The sequence below is a fragment of the Parabacteroides caeci genome (assembly GCF_023656795.1).
GTDB lineage: Bacteria > Bacteroidota > Bacteroidia > Bacteroidales > Tannerellaceae > Parabacteroides > Parabacteroides segnis.
In genome coordinates this window covers 14,543-28,494 of sequence record NZ_JAMOKT010000011.1, presented here as the reverse complement: position 1 = coordinate 28,494, position 13,952 = coordinate 14,543, and the positions used below count along the sequence as shown (strand labels likewise).

Annotated in this window: 9 protein-coding genes; 3 read left to right on the top strand and 6 right to left on the bottom strand. The window is 44.4% G+C overall.

The window, feature by feature from the left end:
- The first annotated feature begins 1 nt into the window (after window position 1).
- Both NBH15_RS07615 and pfkA read left to right on the top strand, forming a co-directional pair.
- The gene (locus NBH15_RS07615; RefSeq protein WP_186959079.1) at window positions 2–874 is read left to right on the top strand and encodes a 4-hydroxy-3-methylbut-2-enyl diphosphate reductase; all 873 of its coding nucleotides are present in this window, start codon (window positions 2–4) and stop codon (window positions 872–874) included.
- Window positions 875–970: 96 nt separating this feature from the next.
- Complete coding sequence (pfkA, locus tag NBH15_RS07610; RefSeq protein ID WP_007654871.1) at window positions 971–1,951, top strand: 6-phosphofructokinase; 981 nt, start codon at window positions 971–973, stop codon at window positions 1,949–1,951.
- Window positions 1,952–2,032: 81 nt separating this feature from the next.
- Here the strand turns inward: pfkA and meaB are convergent, their stop codons facing one another.
- From meaB to NBH15_RS07580, 6 genes are all read right to left on the bottom strand, one after another.
- Window positions 2,033–3,127 carry a methylmalonyl Co-A mutase-associated GTPase MeaB gene (gene meaB / locus NBH15_RS07605; protein ID WP_186959078.1) on the bottom strand — a complete coding sequence of 365 codons (1,095 nt, stop codon included), beginning with the start codon at window positions 3,125–3,127 and terminating at the stop codon, window positions 2,033–2,035.
- Between the two features lie 86 nt (window positions 3,128–3,213).
- Complete coding sequence (locus tag NBH15_RS07600; protein WP_186959077.1) at window positions 3,214–4,326, bottom strand: DUF1573 domain-containing protein; 1,113 nt, start codon at window positions 4,324–4,326, stop codon at window positions 3,214–3,216.
- Window positions 4,327–4,355: 29 nt separating this feature from the next.
- Complete coding sequence (locus NBH15_RS07595; RefSeq protein WP_250822381.1) at window positions 4,356–4,733, bottom strand: DUF1573 domain-containing protein; 378 nt, start codon at window positions 4,731–4,733, stop codon at window positions 4,356–4,358.
- Between the two features lie 148 nt (window positions 4,734–4,881).
- Entirely contained in the window at window positions 4,882–10,560 is a 5,679-nt protein-coding gene (locus NBH15_RS07590) for an alpha-2-macroglobulin family protein (RefSeq protein WP_250822380.1), read from the bottom strand.
- Between the two features lie 245 nt (window positions 10,561–10,805).
- Window positions 10,806–11,303 (bottom strand): dihydrofolate reductase, encoded by a 498-nt coding sequence (locus NBH15_RS07585; RefSeq protein ID WP_128132960.1) that lies wholly within the window; start codon window positions 11,301–11,303, stop codon window positions 10,806–10,808.
- A gap of 53 nt (window positions 11,304–11,356) precedes the next feature.
- The gene (locus tag NBH15_RS07580) at window positions 11,357–12,151 is read right to left on the bottom strand and encodes a thymidylate synthase (protein ID WP_250822379.1); all 795 of its coding nucleotides are present in this window, start codon (window positions 12,149–12,151) and stop codon (window positions 11,357–11,359) included.
- 1,447 nt (window positions 12,152–13,598) lie between these two features.
- Between NBH15_RS07580 and NBH15_RS07575 the strand changes: the two genes are divergently transcribed.
- Window positions 13,599–13,850: a hypothetical protein gene (locus NBH15_RS07575; protein WP_250822378.1), complete on the top strand. Its 252-nt coding sequence runs from the start codon at window positions 13,599–13,601 to the stop codon at window positions 13,848–13,850.
- Window positions 13,851–13,952 lie beyond the last annotated feature (102 nt).

The following is a 13,952-nucleotide window of genomic DNA, read 5'->3' as shown; positions in this document are numbered from 1 at the left end:
CATGATTGAAGTCGAAATAGATAAAGGTTCCGGATTCTGTTTTGGAGTTGTTACAGCTATTGAAAGCGCTGAACGTGAACTGAATAACACAGATATCCTGTATTGCCTGGGTGACATTGTACATAACAGCCTGGAGGTAGAACGTCTTCAGGCACAGGGATTACGCACTATCGATCACCATGAATTTTCCAGGCTGAAAGGGAAAAAAGTCTTGCTTCGTGCACATGGAGAACCTCCTTCTACCTACGAGATTGCAAAGCGGAATGAGATAACGATCGTCGATGCAACGTGCCCGGTTGTGCTTCAGTTGCAACGGAAGATACATAAATGTTATCAAGAGACGCGTGAAAATAAAACACAACTGGTGATTTACGGTAAAAAAGGACATGCCGAAGTAAACGGTCTTGTCGGCCAGACAGATGGTACGGCCATTGTGGTTGAAAAGATAGAAGACCTGGACCGTTTGGATTTCAGCCGTGATATTTGTCTTTTCTCCCAGACGACAAAGTCTTTGGACGGCTTCCGTAAGATCGTGGAAGAAATATATAAACGGAAAACGGAGGATACCCGTTTTGAATACCACGATACGATTTGCCGTCAGGTGGCAAACCGCCTTCCCAATATAAAGGCCTTTGCTTCCAGCCATGACTGGGTTTATTTTGTGGCGGGAAAGAAAAGTTCGAACGGTAAGATGTTGCTGGAAGAATGCCGGAAAGCAAATCCGAATACTCTCTTTATTTCTGAGGTAAAAGAGATAACCGAACCGCTGCCTGCCGGTGTCCGCCGCGTAGGAGTCTGTGGTGCCACATCGACCCCTAAATGGCTGATGGAAGAGGTTGCCGTGCGTATTCGGGAGTTGAATGCAAGCCGGTGATAAAACGGTTAAGATTTCATGAAGTTTAAGAGAAAATGAAAGAATGTTGGTAAATAATTACTATTTTTGCCGCGAATAATTTAAAATAAAGACGCTATGTCTACAATTAAATGTATTGGCATTTTAACGTCCGGAGGTGATGCTCCCGGAATGAACGCTGCCATCCGTGCAGTGACGCGTTCCGCTATCTATAACGGGATGAGAGTTAAAGGTATTTTCCGAGGATACAGAGGATTGATTACAGGTGAGATTGAAGAGTTCAAGACACAAAATGTAAGTAACATCATCCAGCGTGGTGGAACAATATTGAAGACAGCTCGTTGTTTGGAGTTCAAGACTCCCGAAGGCCGTAAGCAGGCATACGACAAGTTAATGGAAGAGGGGATCGACGCCCTGATCGCCATCGGTGGTGACGGAACGTTGACCGGTGCGCGCATCTTTGCACAGGAGTTCAATTATCCGATAGTCGGTGTTCCCGGTACGATCGATAATGACTTATATGGTACGGATGTAACGATCGGTTATGATACGGCATTGAACACAATCATGGAATGTGTGGATAAGATACGTGATACAGCCACTTCCCACGACCGTCTGTTCTTTATCGAAGTGATGGGACGTGATGCCGGTTTCCTGGCTTTGAACGGTGCGATTGCTTCAGGTGCCGAAGCGGCTATTATCCCGGAAATCTCTATGGAAAAAGACCAGTTGGCAGAAATGATCGAAAACGGTTTCCGTAAATCGAAGAACAGTAGTATCGTATTGGTTGCAGAAAGTGAAGTAACCGGCGGTGCCATGGGAGTTGCCGAACGTGTGAAAACTGAATATCCGCAATTTGATGTCCGTGTATCTATCCTCGGACACTTGCAGCGTGGCGGATCTCCGACAGCCCAGGACCGTATTCTGGCTACCCGCATGGGAGTTGCAGCCGTTGATGCTTTGCTGGATGATCAGCGTAATGTCATGATGGGTATCCAGAATGACCAGATCGTATATGTTCCGTTCTCAAAAGCGATCAAGAATGACAAACCGATTAACCGTGATCTGTTGAATACACTGCGTGTGTCTTCTATCTGATCCGGCATTGAAAAAGAGAATATAAAAAAGCCCGTTGAATCAAATGATCCGACGGGCTTTCTTTTTATATATCAATTAAGTTTATTTCTTTGACAGGTTTTCCAGAAACAGGTCCATCATTCTTTTGGCAGCTACGAATGAACTGATCTCATTCTTTAGCACCTGTTGTTCGGTGGAAGACAGCATGCTTTCTACAGCCGGATTGTGATAGAATGTTTCCCGTAATGTATCATTGATGCTTTCGTACATCCAATACTTGGCTTGTTCGTTCCGCTTATAACCGAAATAGCCGTTCTTTTTAGTAAATTCCATATATTCACCGACCATATCCCAGATTTCCTTGATACCTAAATTATAATATCCGGAGTAAGTCAGCACTTTAGGAAACCATCCGGAATCTGCGGGTGGAAAAAGGTGCAAAGCGTTCTTGAACTGGGCAGCAGCCAGCTTTGCCTTATCGATATTGTCGCCATCCGCTTTGTTGATGATGATCCCGTCTGCCATTTCCATAATACCACGCTTGATGCCCTGCAACTCGTCACCTGTGCCGGCTAACTGGATGAGCAGGAAGAAGTCGACCATCGAGTGAACAGCCGTCTCACTCTGTCCGACACCTACCGTTTCAACGAATACAGTATCGAAGCCGGCAGCTTCGCACAAAACGATCGTTTCACGTGTTTTGCGGGCGACACCTCCCAGTGATCCTGCCGAGGGGGAAGGACGGATAAACGCATTTTTCTCACGTGACAGGGCTTCCATACGGGTTTTGTCACCGAGAATACTACCTTTGGATCGTTCGCTGCTCGGGTCGATAGCCAATACAGCCAGCTTGCGTCCCTCTTTGATCAGGTGCATGCCGAAAGCATCGATAGACGTACTTTTTCCGGCTCCGGGAACACCCGTAATACCGATACGGACTGATTTGCCTGCATGCGGAAGACATTTTTCAATGATTTCCTGGGCTATTTGCTGATGTTCATATTTCGCACTTTCAACCAGCGTGACAGCCTGGCTGAGGATAGTTATATTACCTTTCAGTATCCCTTCGACGAACTCGGAAGGGGTATATTCTTTGCGTAGTCTTTTTTTGAGGTATGGGTTTACAGTCGGTACGTCGGCTACTCCCTTGTTTACCTTTAATCCTCTGTAAAGATCGTCGTTTTCGGGATGTTCCATGATGAATAATTATTTAATGTGCTAATGTGCCAATATGCCAATCGAAAAAAACATTGGCATATTGGCACATTGTTTTAATTGGCTTATTATTTCTCTGCTGTTACCTTTATGAGGCGAACAGGACCGTTCGGGTCGTTACATACAATATTTACTAATGCTTCCAGTTTCGTCTTGATCTCTCGCGGACGGACTGATATTTTAAATGTCGCCGTTGTTCCCGGTTTTACTTCTCTCTTTCCTCCTGAAATATCTACCCGTTCATCGTCGCAGGTAAAGCTATGGATGATAAGCGGAGACTTCCCGGTGTTGGTCACGTCGACAGTACCGGTCACTTTTCCACCGATCAGAGGAATGAAACTTCCCTTTTCCGGTAATTTGCCGAAGTCAAGTAATGTGCCGGATAACTGTGCAACCGGTGCCTGTGCCTTTTCTGCAGCCGAAAGTTTACCGAAGTTGTCGATGATATTGGCTGCGACATGTACTCCACCGGAAACATCTTTCTGACCTATACTTTCGATCGTTAAAGGTATTTCTGTTGTAACCCGGCCTTTTCTTTTGGTTGCTTTGGCATCGAGGAGTAAAGTTATTTCACCGACTTCATCCGGTGCCAGTTGGGTTGGATGTACTTCGACAGTCAGGAAATGAGGCACTTTTCCCGGATGGATTGTCAGGGTCGTCTTTCCTTCATTCTTTACGCTGATCTTTTCACCCAGAGTTTCGTCGGGGCGGATACTGCTGTACAGGACCGTCTTGGTCTGCATCTTCAGGTCGCCTATCGAATACGGGTAAATTAGAACCGGTGTAAGCGGTTTCGGTGTCACATTCCCTTTGATTGCCAGTGTATAACTGCCTTTCTTACCATTGCTGAATATGGAAATAGTTTTATAAAAAGGGCCGGGACGGCCTTTGGGGTTGTAAGTTACTTTTACATTACCTGTTTTTCCCGGAGCGACCGGCTCTTTTGTCCATTCCGGCTGCGTACAACCGCAAGACGCTGTAACACGGGTGATGACGAGTGGACCGTCTCCCGTATTTTTTATTTCAAAAGTATGACTGGCCGGTCCGTCAGCTTCAGCGATTGTACCGAAGTTGTACGTCAGTTCGTCTGCACTTATCTGAGCTCCGTTCTGTGCTGCCATATGCACAGCAAAGAATAATATGCCGCAAAGGATAAAGCTCAGTCTTTTCATATTCAGCATTCTTTGTTTTTAGTTTTGCTTGTTGGAAATCAAATTACCTCTCCCCGTATCGTCAGGATAAAACTTCCTGTTTTCCCGTTGCTGTAAACTGAAATTGTTTTTGAGAACGGGCCGGGACGTCCTTTCGGATCGTATGTTATCTTGATGTTTCCGCTTGCTCCCGGAGCGATCGGTTCTTTTGTCCATTCCGGAGTCGTACATCCGCAGGAAGCGATGACGCGGGTAATCGCCAACGGCGCATCCCCTGTGTTTTTTACGACAAATGTCGTGGAAACTTTTCCGTCAGCTTCTTTTATCTGTCCAAAGTCATGAGAGGTTTCGTCTGCTGCGATAACAGCCTTTTTCTGAGCTGAGGCCATTCCTGTAGCAAGCAGGATTGCCATAAAAATAAAAATAATCTGTTTCATTTTACTTTTTATTTAGCTATTGTTTATTCTACAAAGATAGACAATTGAATTGAAAATTGAGAATTGAAAATTGAAAATTACCTTTGGACGGATATAAGAACATTCTGCTACTCTTCATATTCAATCCCTAATTTTCAATTTTTAATTTTCAATTAACCGTGAGGTTCGTGCCTTCCGTATGTGAAACGAATTCAGGTGCGTACAGGCATTGGATGGTACTTAGTCCTCCGGCATATTCACCGGTGCGGGACACGTAAACCGGATATTCAATAACGAAAGTTCCTTCCGGCAGGCGGCTGAAGAAGAAGTTTTCGGAAACATCCGTAGGCGACTGGTAATAGGCGACTCCGTCTCTGAACTGTGTTCCTGATAGCTGGTTGGCTGGTTCGAAACAGCCGGCGCGCAGGTCTTTCAGGAATACGTAATCCATTTCGCGATCTGTCCGGATAGTCAGGCGTACGATTACTTTGTCTCCGACGTGGAGCTTTCCGTTTTCTACCGGTACAATCTGTAAGCCGCTGCCGCTGTTGTTTTCGATGAATAATTTCTTTTCAACATTGAGTACACCTTTCTGTTTTTCTACTTTGTCGATGTTTTCGAAATACTGTTCGTAAACGGCTCCCCAGGCAGGTGTATTTCCTTCCTTCCGAATGGAAATGGAATTACTACCGGAAGAAATTTCTTTTTCATCCAGTACCACCTTCAGATAACCGGTGGCTGTTTCACCTTCGGCAGTGCTGTATGTTTTGCCGCCCCATGTTACGGTGCAGGTATTATTTTCATTCAGCCAGTCGTTTCCGGTCAGGATTAATGCATAGATTGCATTCAGCGTTGCAGGGACAGATTCCCAGTTCTGCGTACGTTTCTGGTTCAACAGCCATTGTTTCATACGGTCGGTGTCTTTCTTGTCTTGCGATAAGGTATTGAACACTTTCATCAGTAGGCAATGAGTGTCGATCGGCGAAGTGAAATAACTGTCACCTCTCCGGTTGTTGGCCCAATACATTCCCTGTTCGGCTGTCGTGGTGGCTGTTTTGCGCAACCAGGCCAATATCGTATTGGCAACCTCTTTCTTGCCGTTGCGGTACATCAGCAGGGCGATTTCACCTTTTCCGTAAAGGGATTGTTCGCTCCAGGTCTTTTCTGCCTGCGTTGTATAGAAACGGATTGCTTCGCGGGCATCACCCAGTTCCGGAATATCGCGGTAAGCGCTGCGGACATAGAGAAATTCGAGTTGCAATGCGTTCGGAACGTTGCTCTGCCATTTCTTGTTGTTCTTTTGCAGGCTTTCATAATCGGACTGCATTTGTTTGTCCAGATATTTGAGCGCTTTCATCTGCATTTCCTTTTCCTGTTGTCCGTATTGTACGGCGCTCATTTCAACCAACTGTGACATACCTTTCAGGATAGACAGTGTTATTTCGCGGCTTGCCGGGAAACCTTTAAACCAGCTCCATCCGCCATCTTCGTTTTGTAGCTTTACTATTTGTTGCATGGCTACTTCGCGTTGTTGTGCTGCCCGGTTCATATCAAACAACAGGGATAAACGCTGCTTTTGTTCCGTTTCATTCTCGGCAGCCAGCACCCAGGGAGTTTCTTCCAGCAGGATATTCTTCAACTCCTGATTCTTCTGGAGATTTGAATAAAGGGTAGAAGCGGTTCCGCCCTGTGCCTTCCATTGGCTGATTACTTTCTGGATGCGCGGATTGGCTGTTGCGATATAATTAGCCAGCGTATTGCTATAATAAGAGGCGAACCAGGAAATGACATTGTCATTTGTCGGTTGGGTAAGCGTAGGCAAAGCCTGTATGGCGTACCAGATAGGATTGCCTGTCAGTTCCAATGTCATTCTGAACGGATTGCGGCTGTCCGTCCCATTCTTTCCTGACAACCGGATTTGTTTTTCTCCGTTCTCCATCAGGTAGAAAGGTGTGCTTTCCGTTACCAGTATTTGGTTGGAGAGAACCGGAATCAAATGTTGTTCACCGTCACTGCCGGATTCGGAATCTGCTACGATGCGGCAACCAATCAGATTGGTGGTCTCCGGTACGCGGAAAGTCCATGAAGCGGTGGTGATGCTGTCGGCAGACAAGGTAAACGGCTTTTGTGATTTTGTCAGACAGATAACCGGTTGGTCGGTTGCCGGGTCGAACAATTCAAGGCTGACACGTCCGTTGATAGTCGCTTTTGAATTGTTGATAACCTGTGTGCTGACGGATACTTCGTCACCCTGGCGCATGAAGCGTGGCAGGTTCGGCAATACCATCAACGGTTTGCTGCTGATGACTTCTTTGGTCAGCATGCCGTATTTCATGTCTTCCGTATTGGCCAGTGCCTGGAACTTCCAGGTCGTATTGCTTTCCGGTAACGTGAACTGTACCATGACGTCTCCCTCCTCATTCGTCAGTAATGACGGATAGAAGAAAGCGGTTTCGTTGAAGTTTTCGCGTATCTGGACAACTTGCTGCTCTGACATTCCCTTTTCTGTCGGAGCTCCGTCTGCCAGAGAGAAGACAGCCATGTCTGCTTCAACCTCTACTTCATCGTCTGCAACCATTTTTACATTTCCGGTAGCGGTTGCAGCGTCATTCGTTCTGTAACCGATAACCTGTGCTTCAGCAGCGGCCATAGGGGCTGCCGACTTCATCATGATACCTCCGGCATACATTCCCCGGTTTCTGAAATTCATGATTCCTTGCCAATTCAAGCGGTCATATTGATAATCCGGAACATTGACATTTTTCGACTCTTCTGATTTATAAGCTGTCTTATCATCCATGCCGATGCCTCTGTTGAAAGAGGGGGCAGACAAGTAGAAATATCTTCTCGGGTCGAAATTCCATCTGAAGGAACCGGATGGTAATATCTTATCTAACGACGCATCGTACATGCTGGCCAGCATTTCTGCAATAACAGGCATGGAGTCTGCATCTAAGATCCTGAATTTCCATGTCTCTTTATTGCCGGGTAGCAAATGGTCACGGAAGGTAATCGGTTTGATTGCCAATGAGAGGTTCGGTTGTTGGCGTTTAATATCAGTTCGTGATGTATATAATTTGCCGTCTTTTACAAAGGTAAATTGCGCCACGACTCCTTCCCCGTAGCTTTCCATGAATGGGATACGGAAGAGATGGTTCTCATTACTCAGTACGATGCGTTTGCGTGAAATACATTGGTTGTCCAGGTAAAGTTCATATAAAATATGTGCATCCTTGTCGGATGTGCCAAACAATATCTTCGCCTCTTCACCGGGAAGACACCAGACTTTTTCATCTAACATCCAGGTGTGCATGAATACCGGCGGTCTTTTGTCGCGTAAACTATATAGGATGAAATCCTGCTTTGTAGTAACCGGACGTCCTTGTGAATCATTTGCATCCAGCTTGATTTGATAACGGCCGGAAGCTAGTTTGGCGAATACATTTTTATCAATCGTTTTGCCGGAAGTAAAATTACCGGTTGCCACCTGTTCTTTTACTTCGTATTCAATAATTCCGTATTTGGACGGTTTTTCGGTGTCGCCCAATCTGTTTATCGTATAAGTTCCATTCACTGTTATTTTTTCACCGTTCAGTGTTTGTGCCGATACGGAAGCCTTAACAGAATCTTTGTCGAGCTGTCCGGAAAGGTCGGTATTCAGGACAATACTTGATGTCCCGACAGAGAATACGGAAGTCGCTTCCTGGGTTTCACCATTGCTGTCGGTTAATGTGGCTGTGACCAGATAACTTTGGTAGGCAGGGGGATTGCTACTTGATTTTTCCGGACGGAAACTGAAAGAGAATGTCCCGTCGCTGTTCACAGTAACCTGTCCTTCTGCTACTTGTTCGTTAGAAAAACTACTGATGTAGCTGCGTAACCAGAAGGGACGTTTGTTGATACGATAAGTAATCTCTCCGCTTTGCAGGGAGATACCGGAAAAAGTCTGTGCTTTTCCCTGGATTGTCACCAGGTCGCCAAACGTAATTTCACCTTTTACCGGAAGTAAATCAATGAAGAAAGTGGGACGTTTGTATTCCTCTACACGGAAATTCACACTTTGATATTCGGTAGACAGCGTGAACATTCCTCCAAGGGTTTGCTGAGGCAAAGTGAATTCACCGTTGAAAGAACCGAATTTATTCGTCTTGAACTCTTTGGTGGCCACTTCTTTCCAGTTCGCATCCCTGAGAGTTACTTTGAACGTTTCGCCTTCAATGGCATGAGGCTTGTCGGTTGTATTTGTATAAGCGATTCCTTTAAAATACAGATTTTGTCCCGGGCGGTAAAGTCCGCGGTCTGTAAACAGGGCCAGTTCCGGACGTTTTGTCTGGCTGATTTCCCGTCGTCCGTTCGGATAAACGGCTGTCAGCATTGTTTGTGAATCTCCCGGACGGGCAACCTGATAAGCCATCATATCGTGTTTATGTGGAAAGACAGCGATGCCGTCTTTATCTGTTTTTACGGTTCCCTGTGGTTGCATCTCACGGCGTTTTCCCGAATAATAAGTTACTGAGGCATCAGTGATTGGTTTGCCACTTAAATAATCGGTCACCAATACTTCCGTATTTCCATTTTGCATACTGCGCGAAATGGCAGCCAGGCGGCTTACCTCGAATAGATTGTTCGTTTTCAGATTCGTTCCGGGAGCGGTAATAACACATTCATACAATCCTGTCTGGTCCATCGGGATGACGAGGCTCGTATCCAGCTCGGTATAGGTATTCGGTACTTTTAATGAAAAAGTAACTTCTTTGACCAGGGCTCCCAAATTGCTTGCAGTATCCTGAGTGTTATAATTAAGTGTCTGTTGCGGAGTTTTCAGGCTCTTGTATATGCGAGCGGTAATCTGCCGGATATTTTGATATCTGAGTTTTAGAATCAGTTTTTTTCCGGGGTACACATTATTGTCTGTGTTGACTTGCAGGAACGGGTTTTGCATATTGGCCAGCCTGTTTTTTATCAGGCCGATCCGTTCATAGTTCGGAAAGCGGGCAATTGTTTCTTTGCAAAGTTCGTACTCGGCAGCTTTCAGAGAATCCATATTGGCTTCTGTTCCATATCCGTAAAATCCGTTATTCAGTTTAGCTGCAATGATTTCCACGGAATAATCTTTATTACCGTAGATGGCCAACAGGCTATCCAGTGCGGATGTATAATTATCTCTTACCTGTTCGGAATAGCGGGTGGTATATTTGAATCTCAGATAGTCCAGGTTGGCAAGCATGGCTGCTTTTTTGTCCGGTTGTGTGTTCAGATAGGCAATAAGTTCTTCATATATATCTGTGGAAGGAGCGATGTCAAGAGCACGGAACGCCAGAAAGTCATATAATGTAGGGCGCAGGGCAGGCGTGTCTTTTCCAGTCTCCAGTATGGCTTTGAAATCGGATACCGGTGTTTCCTGCAACAGCTTCGCCGGTTGCAGGGATGCGGTCAGTTCTTCCTTTATCTTATTCGTGAAAAGGTTTGAAGTCCATTCGCGGATATCTTCGGGGACGTATCCGGCCAGGTCGGTCCGCTGATTAATCTTCCAGCGGTTCATCGTATAATACTGATTGTACATCTCGGCAACCATCGAGTGTAGTACGGCTGTAGAAGCCGGTTCTTTACATTCGGTCGCATAGTTTTCCACTTCCTTGATAAGTTCGGGGAAGTTATCGTCATTCACATCCAGTTGTTCTTTCATCCGGCTGATCAGCGCTTTGATGAGTTGCGGTGTATTTTTACCTTGAATAGCCTCGGTAATCATTTTGCTTTCATTTTTAGGTTGTGCCGCATTTGTATACATGATAACCGCTGAAATACAGCATAGTATCAGGGCGGAAACAATAATAGCTCTTATCTTCATATCTATATGGGTTTACATGTTAAACAACGTTCTTTGCTATATAGATACAAAGAAAGGGTAAAAAGATGTAAACTGTTTGTTAATAAGGCGTAATAATAAATTGGCGTGGTAATAAGTAATGAGGAGGTGTAAGGTTCAGGATTTCTATAGGAAGGTTATTGTTTTCGACGTCCTCATAAACATTCACGAGGGCGTCAAAGATATTTATGAGGCCCTCGTGAACAGGAAACTATCTGTACTATCATTTATTTCTTACGAACGTAAGTCAGGAATGTGTACGGATAAGCATGTTTTGCATCAGCCGGGAATTCCTGGCGTTCCACTTCTTCCCATAAATCCCAGTTTACGACCGGGAAAAAAGTATCGGCATCTTTAAACTCACCATGTACACGGGTGATGTACATTTTGTCTGCGATGCGTAAAGCCTGACGATACACCAATGCACCGCCGAGGATGAATATTTCATCTTCTTTTTCACAAATATCCAGTGCCGAACCCATCGATTCGCAACCGAAGCAGTTCACAAAACCGGCTTCCGGCAAGGTGGTCAGGACTACATTCTTCCGGTTGGGAAGCGGTCCTTTGGGCAGAGATTCGAAGGTCTTACGTCCCATGATTACGGCGTGGCCGGTTGTCAAATCTTTAAAACGTCGCATATCGGCAGGCAGACGCCATAACAACTTGTTGTTTTTACCAATCGCGTTGTCATCTGCAATAGCGGCAATAATTGAAATAGTACTCATAAACTTATCGATTTATTAGTAATGTTTAAATTCCGAATTAATAGTGTCACCGTTTATACCGCCACTTCTCCTTTGATATGGGGATGCGGGTCATAACCGGTCAGGTTGAAATCTTCGTATTTGAAATCGAAGATGTTTGTTACGTCCGGATTTATTTCCATCCGGGGAAGAGGACGCGGTTCGCGGGTAAGCTGAAGCTTTACCTGTTCGAGGTGATTGCTATAGATATGAGCATCCCCCAGCGTATGAACGAAATCTCCGGCTATAAGTCCTGTCGCTTGTGCTATCATTTGTAATAATAATGCGTAAGAAGCAATATTGAAAGGTACGCCCAGGAATATATCTGCACTGCGCTGATACATCTGTAAACTCAGGCGTCCGTTTGCCACATAAAACTGAAAGAACGCATGACAAGGCGGGAGGTTCATATTATCCAGGTCACCCACATTCCAGGCACTGACAATGATCCGTCGGGAATCCGGATTATGTTTGATCGTTTCGACAGCTTCGCTGATCTGGTCGATAGAACCACCTTTATAGTCCGGCCACGAGCGCCACTGGAAACCGTAGATATGTCCCAGGTTTCCATCGGGATCTGCCCATTCATTCCAGATACGCACTCCATGTTCCTGCAGATATTTTGCATTGGTATCCCCTTGAAGGAACCAGAGTAATTCGTAAATGATAGACTTCAGATGCAGCTTCTTTGTCGTAAGCAGAGGAAATCCCTCTTCCAGATTGAATCGCATTTGATGGCCGAAAATACTTTGTGTACCGGTACCTGTACGGTCTTCCTTCCTCACTCCCTCGGCTAATACGCGATTCAGCAATTCTAAATATTGTTTCATTTTTATCTCTATAGTAGCTTGCAAAAGTACGAAAGGGATTTGTATAAAACAACAGGTAACTTTTAAAATCCCCTTTTACCATTAAATTGTAAAATGATTTCCTCTTTTGATAACTAAATGATAGGTTGGGGAGTTGGGGAGGAGTGTGTGCATTACATTTACATAAATGCAAATAATTTTTTATTATACTTGAAGATATGGATAATTGGGGATATATATTTATTAATATTAAAGTATAGGTACGTTAGTTTTATGTACTTGTAGAGCACTGTCATCAAACGTTCAAAAACTCTCCCTATATCGGTCTGGTAAGATTGGTAATCTTTCGTCCTTTTCGTCCCAGTGATTCAAAGATACGGTAAGCGTTTGTGCCTGACTGGTTCAAAAGGTTCAAGTTCTCTCACACTTTTTATGCCTAACAATCAGTACATCAACTGTATAAAAAGTGATAGTATGGCATTTTTACCTATCACTCAACTATCACGCATTATCACTTAATCTCCATTGTTTACTCACTGGATAAAGCAGAAGAAAACAGTGTTTTATACCATGAAAAACATAGTTTCTTTGCTATCTTATTTACGTATATGTAAGGAGGAAAAGAGGTCGACACCCTTTACACCCGGGTCTCAGCATCGTTCAGATCCGGGTGTAAAAAGCGCTGAAATGCCCGTCCGGACGAGTTTTTGTAGTAACTCCCCATGACATTACAAAGATGGTAATATTTCGTTCCGGTAAGCTTTTGAGGTAAAATAACGCCCTTTATGAGCGGTCAAACCCAGGTGCCTGTTTTAGGCAAAACAAGATAACTCGTTGAATACTATTGAATTATTGGATAAGTGAGTGATATTACAGTGATAGTTAAAAACAGTACCTATCACTGCTTTAATACGCTTATAATAAGTGTCTTATGGGTAAAAACGTGATAGGTGATAGTTGTTTTTTGATAATTACTCTTAATATTGCGGGTGGCTTCTTTGAAGTTGTTCGCATGTAAATATACAAGCAAGAGCATATCAAATCATTGCATCCTACCTGTTCCAGATTTAGTGAAAGGTGGTGTATATGCAGGCGGCTATTGTTTTGTGGAATTTATCTGGAACGGGAAGTTTGTATCGATGGCAACCTCTTACCTGTATCACCGGAGATGATAGTCCCTCCCGGTTTCTGGACGAAGCCAGTCTTGTGGAACATCGGCATGGCCCAAATATAAAAGGATATTATAGCCCTAACAACCTGCTTAGAATCACAAAAAATGCCTTGACGGATGCTTTTTTGTGAAATTATTTGCAAAGTTGAAAGAAATTTACTATTATTGTAAACGTTGACCTGTGAAGTTGGAAAGGTTTGGCCGGAAATTCAGTAGGCGAGAGCGATCTTAAATTGTTGACATTCCTGGGGGCAGACCAATGCCACGTTGACTATTGTGTCCGATGAATATGCCTGTTTGAAAAATGCGTTCCCCCCATTTGTAAAAGTAGTACCCCGATCCTCCCGTATTTCTGCGTATAAGCAAGCACATTTGGTGGTGGCATCCGGAATGGATGCCGTGCAGGCATTGGCCTTATGCAAGCCTTGTGTTGTTTTGGGTGATTACGGTTTGGGCGGATTGGTGACATCGGAGAATTACGCTTCGTTGCAGTCTGTCCGTTTCAAAGGGCGTAAAGGAGTGGATTTACTGTTTTATATTGAGTGTTGATTATCAGTGTAAGATATGTTCATAATCTGATCAATACGATAGGAAAGTATATTTGAGCACATCTTCTTTTTGCAGGATTAGATTTTCTTTGAATAATAACAT